This is a genomic window from Corynebacterium sp. HMSC068G04, from assembly GCF_001814885.1.
GTDB classification, from domain to species: domain Bacteria; phylum Actinomycetota; class Actinomycetes; order Mycobacteriales; family Mycobacteriaceae; genus Corynebacterium; species Corynebacterium hiratae.
This window is the reverse complement of the sequence record NZ_KV818322.1, coordinates 12207-30476: the sequence shown is the minus strand read 5'-3', so window position 1 is coordinate 30476 and position 18270 is coordinate 12207. Positions and strand designations below refer to the sequence as shown.

Annotated in this window: 18 protein-coding genes; 7 read left to right on the top strand and 11 right to left on the bottom strand. The window is 58.5% G+C overall.

All coding sequences use genetic code 11. The features are described 5' to 3' along the window. Positions 1–346: 346 nt before the first annotated feature. The 3 genes from HMPREF2993_RS06070 to HMPREF2993_RS06060 all read right to left on the bottom strand — a co-directional run bounded on the left by HMPREF2993_RS06070 (position 347) and on the right by HMPREF2993_RS06060 (position 3156). On the bottom strand, positions 347–1204 hold the full coding sequence (locus tag HMPREF2993_RS06070) for an aldo/keto reductase (RefSeq protein ID WP_070510483.1): 858 nt from the start codon (positions 1202–1204) through the stop codon (positions 347–349). 174 nt (positions 1205–1378) lie between these two features. Further along, entirely contained in the window at positions 1379–1735 is a 357-nt protein-coding gene (locus HMPREF2993_RS06065) for an FKBP-type peptidyl-prolyl cis-trans isomerase (RefSeq protein WP_010187736.1), read from the bottom strand. Positions 1736–1863: 128 nt separating this feature from the next. Continuing rightward, on the bottom strand, positions 1864–3156 hold the full coding sequence (locus HMPREF2993_RS06060) for a citrate synthase (protein ID WP_082254410.1): 1293 nt from the start codon (positions 3154–3156) through the stop codon (positions 1864–1866). A gap of 151 nt (positions 3157–3307) precedes the next feature. Here HMPREF2993_RS06060 and serC point away from each other — a divergent pair, with 151 nt between their 5' ends. The 3 genes from serC (at position 3308) to HMPREF2993_RS06045 (ending at position 6571) form a co-directional block, all read left to right on the top strand. Next, positions 3308–4438, top strand: a complete 1131-nt coding sequence (gene serC / locus HMPREF2993_RS06055) for a phosphoserine transaminase (RefSeq protein WP_070701520.1) — start codon at positions 3308–3310, stop codon at positions 4436–4438. 120 nt (positions 4439–4558) lie between these two features. After that, the gene (sepH, locus tag HMPREF2993_RS06050) at positions 4559–5734 is read left to right on the top strand and encodes a septation protein SepH (protein WP_070701518.1); all 1176 of its coding nucleotides are present in this window, start codon (positions 4559–4561) and stop codon (positions 5732–5734) included. Between the two features lie 6 nt (positions 5735–5740). After that, positions 5741–6571 (top strand): DUF6928 family protein, encoded by an 831-nt coding sequence (locus HMPREF2993_RS06045; RefSeq protein WP_070679505.1) that lies wholly within the window; start codon positions 5741–5743, stop codon positions 6569–6571. Here HMPREF2993_RS06045 and HMPREF2993_RS06040 read toward each other — a convergent pair. The 3 genes from HMPREF2993_RS06040 to HMPREF2993_RS06030 all read right to left on the bottom strand — a co-directional run bounded on the left by HMPREF2993_RS06040 (position 6523) and on the right by HMPREF2993_RS06030 (position 9546). Continuing rightward, complete coding sequence (locus HMPREF2993_RS06040; RefSeq protein WP_070701516.1) at positions 6523–7344, bottom strand: TrmH family RNA methyltransferase; 822 nt, start codon at positions 7342–7344, stop codon at positions 6523–6525. The genes HMPREF2993_RS06045 and HMPREF2993_RS06040 overlap by 49 nt on opposite strands. 44 nt (positions 7345–7388) lie before the next feature. After that, on the bottom strand, positions 7389–8792 hold the full coding sequence (locus HMPREF2993_RS06035; RefSeq protein WP_070701515.1) for an NCS2 family permease: 1404 nt from the start codon (positions 8790–8792) through the stop codon (positions 7389–7391). A 124-nt stretch (positions 8793–8916) separates the two neighbouring features. Further along, positions 8917–9546 carry a DUF3027 domain-containing protein gene (locus HMPREF2993_RS06030; protein ID WP_246822381.1) on the bottom strand — a complete coding sequence of 210 codons (630 nt, stop codon included), beginning with the start codon at positions 9544–9546 and terminating at the stop codon, positions 8917–8919. Positions 9547–9602: 56 nt separating this feature from the next. On the opposite strand from HMPREF2993_RS06030, the gene HMPREF2993_RS06025 reads away from it, so the two are divergent. Next, positions 9603–10475, top strand: coding sequence for a glutaminyl-peptide cyclotransferase (locus tag HMPREF2993_RS06025; RefSeq protein ID WP_070517017.1), 873 nt, complete (start codon positions 9603–9605; stop codon positions 10473–10475). An 11-nt stretch (positions 10476–10486) separates the two neighbouring features. Then, positions 10487–11086, top strand: a complete 600-nt coding sequence (locus tag HMPREF2993_RS06020; protein WP_070545055.1) for a DUF2771 domain-containing protein — start codon at positions 10487–10489, stop codon at positions 11084–11086. Positions 11087–11230: 144 nt separating this feature from the next. Here the strand turns inward: HMPREF2993_RS06020 and HMPREF2993_RS06015 are convergent, their stop codons facing one another. Beyond that, on the bottom strand, positions 11231–11611 hold the full coding sequence (locus tag HMPREF2993_RS06015; RefSeq protein WP_070517013.1) for a cold-shock protein: 381 nt from the start codon (positions 11609–11611) through the stop codon (positions 11231–11233). A gap of 526 nt (positions 11612–12137) precedes the next feature. Between HMPREF2993_RS06015 and HMPREF2993_RS06010 the strand changes: the two genes are divergently transcribed. Beyond that, the gene (locus tag HMPREF2993_RS06010) at positions 12138–12800 is read left to right on the top strand and encodes a resuscitation-promoting factor Rpf1 domain-containing protein (protein ID WP_070546139.1); all 663 of its coding nucleotides are present in this window, start codon (positions 12138–12140) and stop codon (positions 12798–12800) included. A 418-nt stretch (positions 12801–13218) separates the two neighbouring features. On the opposite strand, the gene HMPREF2993_RS13120 is transcribed toward HMPREF2993_RS06010, so the two are convergent. From HMPREF2993_RS13120 to HMPREF2993_RS05995, 4 genes are all read right to left on the bottom strand, one after another. Next, positions 13219–14142, bottom strand: coding sequence for a LysR family transcriptional regulator (locus HMPREF2993_RS13120; RefSeq protein ID WP_083318710.1), 924 nt, complete (start codon positions 14140–14142; stop codon positions 13219–13221). Positions 14143–14242: 100 nt separating this feature from the next. Next, positions 14243–14683, bottom strand: coding sequence for an MFS transporter (locus HMPREF2993_RS13855; RefSeq protein WP_256380870.1), 441 nt, complete (start codon positions 14681–14683; stop codon positions 14243–14245). Positions 14684–14692: 9 nt separating this feature from the next. After that, positions 14693–15598, bottom strand: coding sequence for an MFS transporter (locus tag HMPREF2993_RS06000; RefSeq protein ID WP_246822375.1), 906 nt, complete (start codon positions 15596–15598; stop codon positions 14693–14695). Between the two features lie 257 nt (positions 15599–15855). Next, a complete protein-coding gene (locus tag HMPREF2993_RS05995; protein ID WP_070679520.1) occupies positions 15856–16767 on the bottom strand; it encodes a LysR family transcriptional regulator in 912 nt (303 codons plus the stop codon). 229 nt (positions 16768–16996) lie between these two features. On the opposite strand from HMPREF2993_RS05995, the gene HMPREF2993_RS05990 reads away from it, so the two are divergent. Beyond that, complete coding sequence (locus HMPREF2993_RS05990; RefSeq protein WP_070679522.1) at positions 16997–18250, top strand: flavin-containing monooxygenase; 1254 nt, start codon at positions 16997–16999, stop codon at positions 18248–18250. The last annotated feature ends 20 nt before the right edge of the window (positions 18251–18270 follow it).

The window sequence follows — 18270 nt, the reverse complement described above, 5'->3', positions numbered from 1 at the left end:
AAGAAAAGTTAATAACGCACACTTTTATTACCCCCTACCCCCGCAATGACATGGGATTTCTATCGCGTTGTCAACACCCCCACAGGAAACTCCAAACAGTGAATCTAATTTAGCAAAGCGAAACTTCGCAGCCATTGTGGAGAGCTTCGCGCTCTTGCGACATCCCACAGCGCCCCCTCAATCCCCTTGCATGCCCACTGCCAGAAGGCGCAAGAAAACCCGCCTTTCCCCGCTCCGCCTCTACCCTATTTATCCCTATTTATAAGGAATAAGAAAAATATGGTGAAGGAGAAACAAAGCGTGGAAGGCGGGTTCTATCGCTCGCACTGGGACTGTGCCCGGCTATTTAAGCGCCAGGGAACTCACGCGGATCCTTAAACATGCGGCCAAAACCTTCCTGACCGTCGAGCGCATCGAGTGCGGCAACATCCTCTGGTACAAGCTCCACCTCCGCGGCCGCGAAGTTCTCCGCTAGGCGCTCTCGGCGGCTGGACTTCGGGATGACGGAAATGCCCTTGCTCAACAGGTACGCCAGCACAGCCTGGCCCGGGGTGATGTCGTGCTTCTCAGCGACGGCGATGACCTCGGGATTATTGAGGATCACACCGCGCGCCAGCGGGGACCACGCCTCCGTCACGATTCCGTGGTTGTCGTGGAACTGACGCAGCTCCGGCTGAGTAAAGCCCGGGTGCAACTCCACCTGGTTGAGGACCGGAACGATACCCGTCTCATCGATCAGAGTCTGCAGGGTCTCCTCGTAGAAATTAGCCACGCCAATCGACGCGATCTGCCCCATGCCCTGCATGCGGGCAATCTCCTCGAAGGTCTCCACGTACAGCCCGCCCTGCGGCCAGGGCCAATGGATGAGGTAGAGGTCGAGGTAATCCAGCTGCAGCTTGTCCAGGGATGTACGGAAGGCCTGGCCTACCTTGTCTTTACCGTGGTGATCGTGCCAAACCTTGCTGGTAATAAAGAGCTCATCGCGGGTGACGTCGCCAGCCTTCATGGCGTCATGCAACGCCTGGCCCAGCTCTTCTTCGTTCTCGTAGAGGGTAGCGGTGTCGAAGTGGCGGTAGCCCAGCTCGATTGCTTCACGCACGGAGCGGACGAGATCCTCCCCGCGCAGCTTGTAGGTTCCAAGCCCCAGCAGGGGCATCTCGCGGTCATCATTGAACGTGGTTTGTGGGACACTCATGACTTCCATTGTGCCGCACTCCCGCGCGCTGTGGGGCAAGATTCTGGCATCGCTACTCGCACGGACAGCCCTTAACGCGCCAAAGCCCTGACCGACTGCGCACAAGGCGCGGCGCTCAGGACGGTCAGGGCGTCGACAGCCCGAAGGACAGAGGCAATCCCTTCATTCCTTTAGGCTTTGGATTTAGGCACGAATGAGGTCGATAACGAAGGTCAACGTGCGGCCGGACAGCGGGTGTGCACCACCGGCGGGGCCATAGGCCTTCTCCGGCGGGATGACCAGCTTGCGGCGACCGCCCACCTTCATGCCCGGGATGCCCTCTTGCCAGCCGGCGATGAGGCCGGTCAGCGGGAACTCGATCGACTGACCACGACCCCACGAAGAGTCGAACTCCTGGTTCGTCTCATAGTCGACACCTACGTAGTGGACCTCAACGAAGCCGCCCGGCTGGGCTTCGGCGCCGTCACCCACCACGATGTCTTCGATGACAAGGTCCTGGGGAGCAGGCTCCGTTGCCGGCTCAATTACGGGCTTTTCCATTGGGGATTATCCTCCTTGGACTGTTTTCTTCTTTGCTGGCCGCATACACGTGGGCCGAGCCACAACACTCCCCAGTATAAGGGGAGATGTGGGGCTCGGCCCTAGAAATGCAGCGTATGGGCTATTGTTTAGCGCTCGCTACGCGGGGTGACCTTGCGCAGGGTCTCACCGGTGTAGATCTGGCGCGGGCGGTTGATCTTGGTGTTGAGCTCAAGCTGCTCGCGGTACTGAGCAATCCAGCCCGGCAGGCGGCCAATGGCGAAGAGGACGGTGAAGAAGTCCGTCGGGAAGCCCATGGCGCGGTAGATGAGGCCGGTGTAGAAGTCCACGTTCGGGTAGAGCTTGCGGGAGACGAAGTAATCGTCGTTCAGCGCAATCTCCTCGAGCTTCATGGCCAGGTCCAGCATCGGGTCCCCACCGAGGTGTTCGATGATCTCGTGGGCGGTATCCTTGACGATTGCCGCGCGCGGGTCGTAGTTCTTGTACACGCGGTGGCCGAAGCCCATGAGGCGAACGCCCTTTTCCTTGTTCTTCACGCGGTTCATGAAGTCGGTGGCATCGCCGTCGTGGTTGTTCTGGATATCCTCAAGCATCTCCAGAACGGCCTGGTTAGCACCGCCGTGCAGCGGGCCGGACAGGGCGTTGATACCACCGGCGATGGCGACGAACAGGTTGGCCTGCGCGGAGCCAATCATGCGAACGGTGGAGGTGGAGCAGTTCTGCTCGTGGTCGGCGTGCAGGATAAGGAGCTTATCCAGAGCCTTGGCCACGATCGGGTCAACCTCGTACTCCTCAGTCGGGTAACCGAACATCATGCGCAGGAAGTTCTCGCGCGCGTTCAGCTTGTTATCCGGGTACATGTAGGGCTTGCCCTGGGATGCGCGGTAAGCATAAGCGGCCAGCATCGGCACCTTGGCCAGCAGGCGGACGGTTGCCTTATCCAGCTGCTCCTCATCCAGCGGGTTGAGCTGGTCCTGGTAGTAAGCGGAGAGAATGTTAACGGAAGAGGCAAGAACGGCCATCGGGTGCGCGTCGCGCGGGAAGATATTGAAGGCGGCCTTGAAGTCCTCATCCAGCAGGGTGTGGTGACGGATATCGGTGTTGAACTTCGACAGCTCGTCTTCATTAGGCAGGTGTCCCTTAATCAACAGGTAGGACACCTCGTTAAAGGTGGCATTCTCAGCGAGATCCGCGATGTCGTAGCCACGGTGGCGGAGGATGCCTTCCTCACCGTTAATAAAGGTGATCTTGGACTCGGTGGAACCAGTAGCCGCATAACCCGGGTCGAAGGTGACGAGGCCGGTCTCGTTACGGAGCTTGCCGATATCGAAGCCGGAGTCACCCTCCGTGGACTGCTTAATGTCCATCTCGTACTCGCCGCCGGGGTACTGCAGTACAACCTTGTTGTTTTCAGATGCCACGTGTTTTCCTTTCCTCAATGTTCAACGCCGGCCAAGGCCGGCGCAACAAGACTAAACCTCTTCACACTTTAGCAAAACTTGTGACTCTGCCAACATTGGCAATCCTGGCAAAGTATCTAGTGCGCGAACGAAACTAGGCTACACTGCCCACATGAGCAACTCAGAACTCGTCCTGCCAGCAGATCTCCTCCCTACCGACGGCCGTTTTGGCTGCGGGCCGTCCAAGGTCCGCCCCGCCCAAATTGAGGCAATCACCGCCGGTGCCGACACCATCATTGGAACTTCGCACCGCAAGCCAGCCGTCAAGAACCTCGTCGGCTCCATCCGTGAGGGACTCTCCGAGTTGTTCGCACTGCCAGAGGGCTATGAAATTATCCTCTCCCTCGGCGGTGCTACCGCTTTCTGGGACGCCGCAACCTTCGGTCTCATCGAAAAGAAATCCGCGCACCTAAGCTTCGGCGAATTCTCCTCTAAATTTGCTAAAGCCGCATCCGCCGCCCCGTGGCTCGACGCCCCGCTCGTCACCGAAGCAGAGGTTGGCACCGCCCCAGACCCGAAGGCTGCCGACGCCGAAGGCGCCGACATCATCGCCTGGGCCCACAACGAAACCTCCACCGGCGCTATGGTTCCGGTCAGCCGCCCCAACCCCGATAACGCAGAGCAGCTCGTCGTCATCGACGCCACCTCAGGCGCCGGCGGCCTGCCGGTCAACATGTCTGATGCCGATGTCTACTACTTCTCACCCCAGAAGTGCTTTGCTTCCGACGGCGGCCTGTGGCTGGCTGCTATGTCCCCGGCGGCGCTGGAGCGCATCGAGAAGATCAACTCCTCCGATCGCTTCATCCCGGCCTTCCTGAACCTGCAGACCGCCGTGGACAACTCCCGCAAGAACCAGACCTACAACACTCCGGCCGTCGCCACGCTGCTCATGCTGGAGGACCAGGTGAAGTGGATGAACGCCAACGGCGGTCTCGACGGCATGGTCAAGCGCACCACGGAGAACTCCTCCATCTTGTACGACTGGGCCGAGTCACGCCCGGAGGCGACCCCCTTCGTGACGGAGCCTTCCGAGCGCTCCCTGGTGGTCGGCACCATCGACTTCGAGGACTCTGTCGACGCCGCCGCAGTGGCCGCAACGCTGCGCGCCAACGGCATTCTCGACGTCGAGCCTTACCGCAAGCTCGGCCGCAACCAGCTGCGCGTGGGCCTGTTCCCGGCGATCGACTCCGCGGATGTCACCAAGCTCACCAAGGCTATCGATTACGTTCTGGACAATCGTTAGCCCTCGCTACTGACTTGGTACGTCGCACAACATGCCCCGCGCTCTTGCCAGAGTTCGGGGCATGTTCTGGGTAAAGTGGACTTCATCACATGTCCGCTACCAGGCTAAGGAGCGCCCACCATGCGCGAGATTTTCCTCGCACCCAGCGACTCAACTGACACCTCGCTCGTCCTCCGGGCCGAGGATGGTGAGGAGTTCTTCCTCGAGGTCACCGACGAGCTTCGCGAGCTTCTCGCTCCCGCCGATTCCGCTGAGCCCACTTCCGAGAACGAGAGCGCTGAGCAGGACACAGAAAGCACCGACGAGGTTGCAGGCGACTCCTCCCCCGCCTCCACACAGCAAGAACGCTCCACGGGGCTGCGCACCGTCATGCCCCCCTCGGGAGGATCGCCTTCATCCCCGCAGAGCCAGCCCGCCCCGCAGGCACAAGAAATCCGCCTGCGCCCCAACGAAATTCAGGCCCGGATTCGTGCCGGCGCTTCTGCCGCGGAGATCGCCGAGGAACTCGACGTTCCGGAATCCCGCATCGAGCCTTTCGCGCACCCGGTGCTCTTGGAGCGGGCGCGCATCGCGGACGTCGCCAAGCAAGCGCACCCCATCCGCGAGGATGGCCCGGCCAAGCTCACCCTGTGGGAGATTCTGGCCACTGCTTTCGCCGCGCGCGGGCACTCGCTGTCGGAGGCCACGTGGGATGCCTACCGCCACCAGGGCGAGCCGTGGATCCTCCGCATCACGTGGAAGACCGGGCTGTCCGCCAACGAGGCGGAGTGGACCTTCAAGCAGACGATGTCCTCGCCAGCCACAGTGGAGGCACGCAATTCCGTCGCCGCTGACCTGACGGACCCAGACTTCGTACAGCCGGTACGTTCGCTGACCTCCGTGGGCCGCGGTGAGCGCTATGACGAAGCCATCGATGGGCGTGACTACGCCGACGACCGAGAAGTCAACGAGGACGCGCGCGCTGGTACCCCCGGCGTGACGGAACTGTCTTCCTACGCCGGCGTCGACAACGCCGGCGACCGAGAAGATACCGACGGATATGCTGAGCCCTCCGTGCTCCCATCCCCGCACGGTGGAGAGCACCCGGCCGAGGCCGCCAGCGATGAGGACGCGGCCCCCACTAATGAAGCGTCCCCACAGGAGGCGGAGGAGAAGGAGACGGGAGTAGACGAGGATTTCCTCCAGAACCCGGATCCGGAACCTAAGCCCACCAAACGCCGCCGCAAGGCCGTCACCCCGCACTGGGAGGATGTGTTGCTCGGCGTTCGTTCCTCCACTAAGCGCCCCCGCGAGTAGCCTGCCGTGGATACGCAAAGCGCCGTTCTCACTCTCTGGTACGTCACCGCCGCCGACCCCGCCGAGGTCCTCCGCGGTGAGCCTAAGGCCGACCGCGGCTTCGGCCGCAAGTTCCTCGCTCAACTCAATCCCGCACTGCCGGTGACTCCCATTGGGCAATTCCCCCTCAACCGTTCCGCCGAGCCCGGCGCGAGCGAGTTCTATGTGGGCGGCTATCCCGGTGTGACCGTGGTGCAAACCATCATCCACGACGATCAGCTGACTCTCTCCCAGCTGTCCCGGACCTTGCGCGAGGCCGTGCCCGCCACGGAAATCTACGCCTTCGCCTCCAATCCGGAGACTGGCTATGCCGGGTTCGCCCACTGGACGGGCAGCCGCCTGCGCCGGTCGCTGTGCGGGACGCGTTTTAACCTCTACGAGGACCATGGCCTGCCCGAAACCTTCGAGGCCCCTTTCTGGGCTGGGGAGATGGATGAGCCGGTGGGTGGGATTTCCCTTCCCTTTGAGCCACTCAATATCACCGAGGCGGCCCAGGAATTCTGGCTGGGCATCGAAGTAGGTAAGGACGGCCCCGACGTGGACGTCGTAGGCTATGCCACCGACGGGCGCCCCGAGCCCAAGGTCGATACTCCCCCGCCGCGCCGCAGCGTGGCCGAGGTAGCCACCACCTCAGTGTCGAAGCTGGGGCTCAATGACTATGACGACTACGAAGAGTACGACCTCGAGCCGGAATCCACCGGTGAGGAGATCATCCGCACGGCCAAGCACCTCGGCGGCTTGGTGCGGCGCTACGCGGTATCGACCTCGCGGAACCTCTGGGAGCGCTGGCGCTCGTAGAAGGCGATGGCCGCCGACGTCGCCACATTAAGGGAATCCGTGCCCTCGGCCATGGGAATGCGGGCGCGCACATCGGTCGCACGCATGGCGTGCTCGGTCAATCCTGGCCCCTCCGCACCGACCAGGAGCGCTACCTTGTCCGCGCCCTCTAACGCATCAGCAATGTGCACGGCATCCGGATGCGGGGTCAGCGACACCAGCCGGAAGCCCTGCTCGCGCAGCTTCTCCAGCCCGCGCTGCCAGGTGGTAAAACCACCGTCGAAACGCGCCCAGGGCAAGCGCAGAACGTGACCCATGGACACGCGCACCGAGCGGCGGTACAGCGGATCTGCGGCACCCGAACCTAAAAGGATGCCGTCGACATCCATCCCGGCGGCGTTGCGGAAGAGCGAGCCAATGTTCTCATGGTCCCCCACGCCCTCCATGATGGCCAGAGTGCGCGCACCTTCGAGGACCTCGTCCACGGTCCAGGCCTCCGCCCGGTCCGCCGCCGCAACCAGCCCGCGGTGCATATCGAAGCCCGTGACCTCCCCCAAAGTCTGCCGGGTTACTTGGTAGACGGGGATATCCCGGACATCGTGGTTCGCCAGGAAGGTGTCGAGCTTCGCCTCAAAGCCGATGATACAGCGCACCGGGAAGCGGGAGGCCAGCAGGCGCTCCACGCACAGTGGGCCCTCACCAAAGACGAAACCCTCGCCGGACTTATCCGCGTGCTTGAGATCGCGGATATCGTCCAGGCGAGGGTCTGTGGGGTCATCGATGACAAAACGCATGGGCCCTAGTCTAGGCGCAGGGCCAGCTGCTCCCCTTAGGCGGGCTATGCCAACAGCGAGCTGATGGGCTCCATGGCGAAGTAGACCACGAAGAGAGCGGCCACGAGCCACATGATCCAGTGCACCTTCTTGGCCTTGCCGGCGAAGGTGGCCATCAGTGCATAAGCGATGAAGCCCACGCCAATACCGTTGGCGATGGAGTAGGTGAAAGGCATGACCACGATGGTGAGGAAGGCCGGGATGGCCTCCTCCATGCGGTTCCACTCGATGTCCTTGAGCTGTGACGCCATCATCACACCGACGATAACGAGTACGGGGGCTGCGGCCTCAATGGGCACAATCTCGTAGAGCGGGGTGAGGAACATCGCTAGCAGGAAGATGATGCCGGTGACAACGTTAGCCAGGCCGGTGCGGGCACCGTCACCGATACCAGCCGCTGAGTCCGCGAACACGGTGTTGGAGGACACTGAACCGGCACCACCAGCAACGGCACCAAAGCCTTCCACCACCAGGGCCGTCTTCATCTCCGGAAGGTTGCCCTTCTCGTCCACAAGGTTGGCCTGCTTGCCCAAGCCGTTCATGGTGCCCATGGCATCGAAGAAGTTGGTGAGCAGCAGGGTGAAAATGAGCAAGACGGTGGAGACCACGCCCAGCTTGGTGAAGGCGCCGATCGGATCAACCTGGCCCACAATCGAGAGATCCGGCAGACCACCCAGTGAGCTGGGCACCTCCGGGGTGGCCATGCCCCAGTCCTCGGAATCGGTCAGTGCCTGAATGATCATGGCGATGATGGTGGTGATGACGATGCCGATGAACAGGCCGCCGCGTACTCGACGGATGACGAAGAAGGCGGAGAGGATCAGGCCCACGACGAAGACGAAGGCCGGCCACGTAGCGATCGAGCCGTTCACGCCCAGGCTCACCGGAACAGTAGTCATCGCAGCATCCGGCACGCGGGTAACAAAGTGACCATCCACGAAACCGATGAGCGCGATGAACATACCAATACCCACGCCCATCGCGGCTTTCATGGAGGCCGGGATGGCGTCAAAGACCGCCTGGCGGAAGCCAGAGATGGCCAGTAGGACGATGATGATGCCTTCAATGACGACGAGGCCCATGGCCTCGCGCCATTCCAGGCCGTTGAGGGAAACCATAGTCACGGCCACGAAGGTATTCATGCCCAAGCCCGCAGCCATGGCGAACGGGTAGCGAGCAATCATGCCGAAGGCGATGGTCATAACACCGGCCACCAGCGCGGTGGCAGCGGCGACCTGCGGGATGCCCAGGGTGGTGCCGGCGGAGTCGGCGGAGGTACCCAGGATGAGAGGGTTGAGGAGAATGATGTAGGCCATCGCGAAGAACGAGACCACGCCGGCGCGGACCTCGGTTCCTACGGTGGATCCGCGTTCGGAAATCTTGAAATAGCGATCGATAGCTGCGTTCATCGTGAGAGAGCGCCCCTTCTATCTAGAGAAATGAAGTTTTACCTGCTAAGGGTGCTCCATCGAGGCACTAAAAAGCAAAACCCGCACGCGGCATCGCTGCTGCGTGCGGGGAGAAGACCACGATTTAGTAGATAGGTCTCTCGTCATCGAAGGGGCGCTCCTGCTCCGATCCCTCTTCACGAATGGTCGTGCCGGAGTGCGCACCACACCCATAGGTGGCGTGCACCACTTTTCCATCCGCCGAGTATTCATTAGCACAGACGCCATAATTAGGCACCAGCTCTAGATAAAAAGCACACGTTTTGCACTGCAGCTGGGCTTGGGATGCCATATCCGAATTCGGGCCGTACTTCTTGCGCCAGCGTTCCTTGGCCCCCTTGAGGCCGATCTCGGAGAGCTTCCCTTCCTCCAGCCTGTCGTCATCGGGCGCGGGCGGCATGAGGTCGCCAGGGCCAAGGTCTCCTGGGCGCAGGCGCTCGGAATAAGGAACCCATTCCGGTGCCTGAAGGGCCTGGCCGCCGGGGACGAGCGCAACCTCGTTCACGGTCGGCGTGCGGGAACCTTCAGCGCAGGCGACGACGGCATGCCACTCCCATCCCGGGTATCCCGGAACGTGGGCCTCAAAACGGTGGGTGGCCACGTTGCGGCCCACACCCGCAACGCCCCGGTGCTTACCGACGTCCCCCTCTCCTACCTCCTCCACGGCCCGGCGCGCCAGGTCGACAGCCGTCGAATCGAGAAGCGGGGAATGCATCTTTTTCTTGCGAGTCACCCTCCCATTATTAATCACACGCCCGAGCATCGTGCACAATGACTGTCATGGCCTTCCCACACTTCCCCCGCGCCGCCCGCGCGCTCGCCACGGCTTTATCTGCCGCTGTACTGCTCGCACCGCTGGCCTCCTGTTCCTCCCAAGCTGTAGACGAGCGCGCATCCTCATCGACGGCGACAGCGGCGGGTAGCGATGGGACGTCGCCAAGCGCACGCTCCCCAGAGCGCCTCGGCGTCACCGTCCTGGACACCGCACCCTTGCCAGCGGACACCTTTACCCAGGGCCTCGAGGTCGACGCTGACGGACACCTGCTCATCGGCACCGGGCTGAAGGGCGAATCGCGCCTTATGCGCGTCCAGCCGGGCGAGCTAGCCCCGCTGAAAGAGGTCGCGCTCGAAGACTCGTTCTTCGGCGAGGGCATCACGCAGACCGAGACCGGTATCTGGCAGCTGACGTGGAAGTCCGGCACAGCCTTCCTGCGAGATGCCGAGACCTTCAACGAACTCGACCGCGCAACCTATGACGGCGAAGGCTGGGGCCTGTGCAACGCTGGCTCTGAGCTCATCATGTCCGATGGCTCCGCCACACTGCGCCACCTGGACCCACAGACTTTTGAGGAGCTCGGCCCGCGCACCGAGGTCACTCTCAACGGTTCGCCGGTGGATAACCTCAACGAACTAGAGTGCGTCGATGGCGCAGTCTATGCCAACGTGTGGATGAGCGAGGACATCCTGCGCATCGACCCCGCAACCGGCGAGGTCACCGCGGTGATTGACACCGCGAACCTCAACCATGTCCCGTCTGCCGATCCCAACGCCGTCCTCAACGGCATCGCCCATATCCCGGGCACCGACGAGTTCTGGATCACCGGCAAGCTCTGGGATGAGCTGTACAGGGTGCGCTTCGAGTAGGATTCTCACCCATGGCTACCGTGAAGCAAGCAAGGAAGAAGTCACTGCTGCAGTTTCTGGCGCTCATTATCGCCGTGGCGGTGATCGTCGTGGCGGTGGTGATGTTTCAGAAGTGGTGGAATGACCGCCCGGGCCCCGACCCGCAGGACGTCACCATCACGGCCACGGTGGGTGATGAAACGATGGAGGTTGCGCCCTATAGCGTCTGCGAGCCCGGCGCCGACTGCGAGGAGGGCGAGGTTCCCAACCTCACGGTGGGGCCCGATGACACCCTGAAGCTGGAGATCCCCGAAGCCATCTATAACCACGAGTGGTCGGTTCTCTCCATTTACGATGACCCAGCCGCCAACGACAGCACTGCGCACGGCGCCAACGAAACCACCTCGCTCGAAATCCCCGGCTCCGTCGCGCCGATTGAGGCTTCCACCGGCGAGCGCCCGCAGCTGATGGTCGTGGAAATCTCCACCCTCATGATTGGCCACGATGCCAATGGTGAAGAGACCCCGATGCACACGGTGTGGTCACTATCCACCATGACCGACGAAGAGCTCAAGGAATCCAAGGCCACCGGTGACGCCGAATCTCCAGCAGAGGCTCCTGAGGAGAAGTAGCCGCGCCGCGGCGCGCGATGTAGCGCGCGCCGCTACAATCGACAAAGTGCCCGACCTGCCAAATTTACGGCTGATCATTGCAAAATCAGCTGTACTTTTGGCAGGTCGGGCACTTTTCAGTCATCGGCCTAAGAATGTAGGCCCCTAGCTATCCAGATCCTTTGCAATAGCACGCAGAATCTCCGCCACCTGGCGACCAGTCTTGCGCTCCGGGTAGCGACCCTGGCTGAGCACCGGCTGCACTTGGGTTTCGAGGAGCGTCATGACGTCGGAAAGCATGCTCGACAGCTCCTCCGGCTTGCGGGCCGGGGTGCGGCGGCGCGGAGCATCAAGGACCTTCACGCGCAGCGCCTGCGGGCCACGGCGACCAGCGGCGAAATCGAACTCGATGCGCTGGCCCTGGTACAGCTCATCAACGCCCTTGGGCAGCACGTTACGGCCAACATAGACGTCTTCATCGCCGGGATTGCTGACAAAGCCGAAGCCCTTGTCCGCGTCATACCACTTCACTTTGCCGATAGGCATGGTTCTTCACTCACTTTCTTTCCGTCTCTCCTCTACCAAAGCTTAGGCCGTATCACCTGCCTGCCGATAGGCACCGGCATACCGGGATAAGGAGGCGCGGCGAAGCGTGGTTGTGACTTAAGCTGCCGCGCGGAGGAACTATCCGTGGAACTTATAAAGAGATACATCTTAACCTCCACGCACCCCACCAAAGAAACCAAGAATAGGTATCGCCTCAACCACCACACCCGTTACAGGTGTGACATAGCTAACACACCCGTCACGAACAGGGGAAACGTAGGGGAATCCCCGCTTCCGTTATCGTTTTGAGCCATTTAACGTGACTGATTCGTTATAAACCGCTACTCTTTCCCACAGGCACTTCGGCCGCCGGTCGTGGAAGTCTCGCCCCAGACACAGTCCGGGCTTCCACACGGCGGCCATACATGATGTGCATGAACGTGAACATCAATTGCAAAACTACATGCCGGACTGGGCATCATCTGGGCGCGAGAAAGCAAGAACAACCTAGAGAAGGAATACTTTAATGGGACGCCACTCCGCTAAGAACAAGTCCATCGCCACCAAGTTTGCCGCTTCCACCGTTGCCGTGGGCGCTGCCGCAGCCATCATGGCTCCGAACGCTGCCGCTGCACCGGATTCCGATTGGGACCGCCTCGCACAGTGCGAGTCCGGCGGCAACTGGGCCATCAACACCGGCAACGGCTACCACGGCGGCCTGCAGTTCAGCGCTCAGACCTGGCAGGCCTTCGGCGGCGGCGAGTTCGCTCCAACCGCCAACCAGGCCACCCGCGAGCAGCAGATCGCTGTTGCTGAGCGCACCCTGGCACAGCAGGGCTGGGGCGCATGGCCGGCTTGCTCCGCTAGCCTGGGCCTGAACTCCGCACCGACTCCGCGCAACGTGAACGCTACCCCGGCACCGGCCGCTACTCAGGTAAAGGAAGAGACCGCGCCGCAGGCACCGGCTGAGGCACCGAAGGCTGTCCAGGAAGCTGCCGAGGAGCCCACCGACGAGCTGGCTGTTGACGCTCTCTACACCCTCATCGAGGACACCGCCACCCAGTACGGCCTGACCGTCCCGGCTTCCTTCACCGAGCAGTACAAGGCCAACCGCCACGACTTCAACGCCTTCTACTCCGCTAACCGCCACGTCATCGACCCGGTGGCACAGGTTTTGGCTGCACGCTAAGCAGCGCGCCGCGCCGTGCAAGCACGGCACACAGATAGAGGGGCCGCTTCAACAGGAAGTGAACAGACCCCCTCCGTTTACTCGTTCCAAGGACGGAATCACCCCCTACAAGGGGGTCAGTTTTCTTTGAAGCGGGCGCCAAATGGCGCCCGCTTCTTGTATTACCCCGTTTGGAATAGACCCCAGCTAATCCGGCCCTTCCTCGAGCAAAGTTACCTAGCTAAGGCATATCAATTCAGCGAAGTTTCTTAGACTCCTGATACAGAATAAGAAGCTACTTTGGTGGCCAATTTTCTATATTTTCCAGCGAGAGAAAAAGATTTCCACCGCACTTTTAGAGTCACACCTAGTCCGTTCATGCACCGCAAAATTGGCAAACAATGAAAGTCAGAACCCCATATTATTGGGATTTGAACCCTCAATAGAGTTCCTTAAGCAGCGAAAGAAATACATCGACTTTCGCCCGCTCTTCTCCCCCTTTCAAAGTGACCGCTACGATAGGCAGCGCCTCAAAATCATTCGAAAGCTGCTTTTGAACATAAGCATTCCCGTCATGCGAAAAGCTGTGTTCCGAATATTGAGTCAATAAAGAATACCCCAGGCCGCGGGCTACCATGCCTCGAATAACTTCATTGCTTCCGGTCCGAAACCAAACTTTTGGCTTTAACTTGACTTTCTCGAACAAGGACAGAAAATACTGTGCTGCTGGCTTCAATTCGAAAAGGATAAATCGGTCCTCGACCAACTGCTCCAACCAAACAGAAGGGGAACCTGCCAGAGGGTGTTCAGAAGGCAGTAAGGCATACGGTTTAACCGCCGTTAGCTGAGTAATCGTTCCAACTTCATTCAGCCCCTGCTCAAAACTATAATCGTAAATCACGATGACATCGAAGTTTCCGCGCCGCAGGCCATCGATTAGCTTGGAACGATCTCCGGTCTCAAAGGATAACCGCAATTCTGGATACTTCGATTCCAAAAGTTCTACAAGAGGAGGAACTAGACGCGGCGCGATTGTTGAATAGCAGCCGAGACGAATAGACCCCGAGATCTCCTGCCCCAAGTGGCGTGCAACATTTTGGATTTCACTGACAACACCGAGTGCAGCCTTTGCATGTCTCAGAATTACGAGACCATCCGCACTTAAAGACAACCCACGAGGATGACGTATAAACAAAGAGACATTAAGGCTTGACTCTAGCTCTCCGATTGCGCTCGAAATCGCCGATTGTGAGACAAATAGTTTTGAAGCAGCCGCAGTCACACTGCCAGTTTCAGCGACGGCGTCAAAGTACTCGAGCTGTCGAAAGGAAATACCCAACGAATACCTTTCTTCCAACGCCATAATTGCAGGGTGCGTAAATGCTGTCACCCTGCAATCGTGGCAATCTTCTACCCGAAGTATAATCGCACCCGCCTAGGGGGCGAGATGCATTATTGACAGTTTATTCCCCTAGAAGAGCCTCTTTTTTATTCCTCTTTGCGCCAGCCAGGTCCGATTCGTGTAAGAGGTCACTACCCTTCGTCTCTGGAATTGTAAGCAGAGTAATCACGCCAATTATCGCGACCACAATTAGCGTGTATGCCGGAATCAGGTCGTTGCCAGTGACATCGATGAGCCACGTATTCAGGTACGGAAGGGTGCCGGCAAAGAATGCTCCCGCAATTGAATAAGCCATCGATAGCCCTGATTGCCGGGTACGTGTTGGGAAAAGCTCGGATACAGTTGCCGAATGGGTACCAAGAATAAGCGCAAGAGATGCCGCAAGCCCAAAGGTAGCGATAAACCCTGCCAGCGCAGTCCCCTGCTTCATAAGCAAGAACATTGGGAACGCCAATACAATAAGCAATGCTGCAGCGGTGAACATTACCGGTTTTCGTCCGATTTTGTCGGACTAAATTCCAGCTAGTGGAATCATAGCCGCGGCAACAATCGAAGCGACCGCAGACAAAATGGAAGCCACACCAGGTTCAATGCCTGCAACTGTCTCTTGGTAAGTGATGAGATAAACCATGACCACATAGAACGTACAGTTCATGAAAATCTCTATACCAATTGTTTGAAAAAACTGCTTGGAGTTTTTCTGAAATACCTCTTTCAGAGGAGCCTCAGGAACAATATCCTCCTCTTGCAGGGTTTGAAATTCTGGCGTGTCTTCAATTTTCAGTCTGATCCAAAGGCCCACTGCTGCGAGGGGGACAGTCAGCAAGAATGGAACTCGCCATCCCCAAGCCATAATTGCTTCATCGGAAAGCGTCAAGTGCATTCCGGCCACCACAATAGAAGCCAAAAGGAATCCCATAACAGAGCCAAATTCAATCCACGAGGTTCCAAAACCACGCTTTTCGCGCGGCGAGTATTCAGAAAGGAACGATGCGGCAGAACCGAATTCTCCTCCAGCCGCGATACCTTGAATCACCCGGGCGACAATCAACAAGATCGGAGCCCAAATACCGATAGTTTCATGGGATGGAATCAGTCCGATCATGAGGGTTCCCACAGCCATCGTAATGATGACAAATGAGAGGGTTTTCTTTCGCCCGACCGTGTCGCCAATATGGCCAAAAATCACGGAGCCAAGAGGCCGAACGAAGAAAGCAACCGCGAAGACCGCAAATACAGAGAGAAGGCTGGCCGTTTCATTGTCGGAGGGAAAAAATACGTGGGAAATCGTAGTCGCCAGATAGGCATAAACAGCCCAGTCGAACCAGTGGACGAGGACACCGATTGCACCGGCAATGGTGTTGCGCCGTAGCTCTTGAGGTGACGCAGCTTTTCTTTGATCTATTGAGTTCGTCATTGTCCAATCCTTTGCGTGAGCCTACCGCCAGATTCATATTGGACACCACAATTGAAACTCTGAGTGACAAGACGCCAGCCATACTTTCAACGTGATGCACCTTACACTGGCGCGTATTGCGGATCACAGTATGGTAACTCCGACGTTTAGTCTATCGGTATTTTTTGATACCCCCTTCACTTTTCCTAATACACCTTCGCCAAATAGCCCTAGAGGCTCACTGGACCACTTAGCCCTCCGAACTCTTAGTAGTGCAACTATCGACGCTCCTGCAGCAACAATCGCACGGTGTCAACAAACAATTCCGCCCTCAGCGACAGATTTTCCCCCCTTCGCTTAATTACCCCTACCCGAAGCCCTTCCCCCGCCCCAACTATCGGCACACGATTCAAATGCAGCCCTTCGTTGGTCAGGTCATGCACCGGCGACTGATTAAGCACGGAATACCCATACCCCCTTGCAACCATAGATCTAACAATCTCAAAGCTTTCGAATCTATAACTCACCAGCGGTTCAACCCCCGCTTCACGAAACGCGGACAAGAAATAGTTCGACGATTTCCCCAAGTCCAATAGCACTAGAGGATCAGACTCCAACGAAGGCAGTTCCACTTTTTCCGCCTGAGCAAAGCGGTGGCCATCCCCAAAAACTGCATAAAGGGGCGCAGTGCCCATTGGGATAAATTCAATCTCTCGGCCATAATCGAAGTCATATGCAAGCGCAGCCTCAATTTTCCGCTGTGACAATGCTTCCTCCAACTGGTCCGCATCACACTCCCGAATATCAACATCCACCCCTGGATGGCTCGCATGAATCCCTTCTACGATATCCGGAATCCAAAACTGCGCGAGAGTCGTAAAGCATCCAGCCGTCAACCGTCCTCCCAAAGTGCCCGTCCGCACACTATCAACCGCGTCCTTAACCCCCGTTAGGACCCTTAGGCAATGCGGATAGAAAATTCGCCCCTGATCCGTAAGGGCAACTCCCTTTGAACGACGTCGCACCAGAAGCTGACTTCCAACAGCCTGCTCAAGCTGCGAGATAGCCATTGACACAGCGGACGGAGCTACAAAAAGCTCATCTGCAGCTGCACTCATCGACCTCAGCTCAGCCACCCGCACGAAGTAACGCATTTGCGTCAGCGTTATCGCCGATTCAGTCTTTGCCACTATCTGCTCCTTCACCCATCAAATACCCAAAACAGCACTCCCCATCGCAAAAGTACAGGTCATGCCTATCATCAGAATAATTGATGAACTTTGTACGTAGAAGGTACTTGCTTAACCCGCTCCTCCACAACAGACTATTGATATCTGGATCACACTTTCCGAACAGTGTGCTGCACTTTACCTTTATGACCGTGGTCCAGCCTCAGTATTCCTACAGTTGGAGTTTTGTATGCCTCACATCAAAAAGGAAGTCGTCATTATCGGCGCTGGCCAAGCTGGCATTGCAACTAGCGAACATCTTCGCTCCCACGGGATCGACCACATCGTCCTTGAGCGTGACAAAATCGCTTCTCGCTGGCGCTCGGAACGATGGGATTCTCTCGTTGCAAATGGCCCCGCTTGGCACGATCGTTTCCCAGGGTTGAAGTTCGAGGGAGACCAAGAACGCTTCGTCCCTAAAGAAGAAGTCGCTGACTACATGGTGAAGTACACCGAGCTTTTCGACCTACCGGTCAAGGAGGGAGTAACCGTCACCAAAGTGACTCGTAAGGATGGCGGTCACGGATTCATTGTGGAGACTTCCGAGGACACCTATGACTGTGACTTTGTCGTTGCTGCCACTGGAGCATTTCAGGTCCCCGTAATCCCTGCCGTAGTCCCACAAGAAGAAATCTTCCAAATCCACTCATCCGACTACCACAACCCAGGGGATCTTCCCGAAGGCGGGGTACTCGTTGTTGGTGCTGGGTCTTCCGGCGTTCAGATTGCAGACGAGCTCCGCGACGCGGGCCGGGAGGTCTACCTTGCCGTAGGTCCTCATGATCGCCCTCCACGACGGTATCGAAACCGCGATTTTGTCTACTGGCTCGGTGTCTTAGATAAGTGGGATATGGCAACACCAGCGGAAGGCGCTGAACATGTCACCATCTCAGTTACTGGCGCTAAGGGCGGTCACACCGTGGATTTCCGAGATCTCGCGGCTAAAGGAATCACGCTCGTAGGGCGCGCTGGACCATATGAGAACGGTCGCATGAAGTTTGCTGCAGACCTCGCACGCAATATCCATGAGGGAGACGAAAACTATCTTTCCCTCCTTCGGGAGGCAGACGCATTCATTGAACAGAACGGGCTAGATCTCCCTGAAGAACCCGAGGCCCACATTTTGGGCCCGGATCCTGAATGCGTAGCAAATCCGCTACAGGAACTCGAGCTAAAGGCCAATGGGGTGAATAGCATCCTTTGGGCCACCGGATATGGGCGCGATTACAACTGGCTGAACGTAGAAAACGCCGTCGATAGCCAAGGTACTCCGATTCACAACCGTGGAGTCTCCTCTGCGCACGGTGTTTACTTCGTCGGACTGCCGTGGCAGTCACGTCGTGGCTCGTCATTTATTTGGGGCTGCTGGCATGACGCTAAGTTCGTCGCAGATCAAATCAACATTCAGCGCAACTACCGCGATTACCGCCACCCCGAAGACTGAGTCCCTCACTTTCATCATCC

What these genes read in the sequence shown, in the direction of transcription:
- HMPREF2993_RS06070 (WP_070510483.1), bottom strand. Translation starts at nt 1,204, where the DNA reads ATGGAAGTCATGAGTGTCCCACAAACCACGTTCAATGATGACCGCGAG.
- HMPREF2993_RS06065 (WP_010187736.1), bottom strand. Translation starts at nt 1,735, where the DNA reads ATGGAAAAGCCCGTAATTGAGCCGGCAACGGAGCCTGCTCCCCAGGAC.
- serC (WP_070701520.1), top strand. Translation starts at nt 3,308, where the DNA reads ATGAGCAACTCAGAACTCGTCCTGCCAGCAGATCTCCTCCCTACCGAC.
- sepH (WP_070701518.1), top strand. Translation starts at nt 4,559, where the DNA reads ATGCGCGAGATTTTCCTCGCACCCAGCGACTCAACTGACACCTCGCTC.
- HMPREF2993_RS06040 (WP_070701516.1), bottom strand. Translation starts at nt 7,344, where the DNA reads ATGCGTTTTGTCATCGATGACCCCACAGACCCTCGCCTGGACGATATC.
- HMPREF2993_RS06035 (WP_070701515.1), bottom strand. Translation starts at nt 8,792, where the DNA reads ATGAACGCAGCTATCGATCGCTATTTCAAGATTTCCGAACGCGGATCC.
- HMPREF2993_RS06030 (WP_246822381.1), bottom strand. Translation starts at nt 9,546, where the DNA reads ATGCATTCCCCGCTTCTCGATTCGACGGCTGTCGACCTGGCGCGCCGG.
- HMPREF2993_RS06025 (WP_070517017.1), top strand. Translation starts at nt 9,603, where the DNA reads ATGACTGTCATGGCCTTCCCACACTTCCCCCGCGCCGCCCGCGCGCTC.
- HMPREF2993_RS06020 (WP_070545055.1), top strand. Translation starts at nt 10,487, where the DNA reads ATGGCTACCGTGAAGCAAGCAAGGAAGAAGTCACTGCTGCAGTTTCTG.
- HMPREF2993_RS06015 (WP_070517013.1), bottom strand. Translation starts at nt 11,611, where the DNA reads ATGCCTATCGGCAAAGTGAAGTGGTATGACGCGGACAAGGGCTTCGGC.
- HMPREF2993_RS06010 (WP_070546139.1), top strand. Translation starts at nt 12,138, where the DNA reads ATGGGACGCCACTCCGCTAAGAACAAGTCCATCGCCACCAAGTTTGCC.
- HMPREF2993_RS13120 (WP_083318710.1), bottom strand. Translation starts at nt 14,142, where the DNA reads ATGGCGTTGGAAGAAAGGTATTCGTTGGGTATTTCCTTTCGACAGCTC.
- HMPREF2993_RS06000 (WP_246822375.1), bottom strand. Translation starts at nt 15,598, where the DNA reads ATGACGAACTCAATAGATCAAAGAAAAGCTGCGTCACCTCAAGAGCTA.
- HMPREF2993_RS05990 (WP_070679522.1), top strand. Translation starts at nt 16,997, where the DNA reads ATGCCTCACATCAAAAAGGAAGTCGTCATTATCGGCGCTGGCCAAGCT.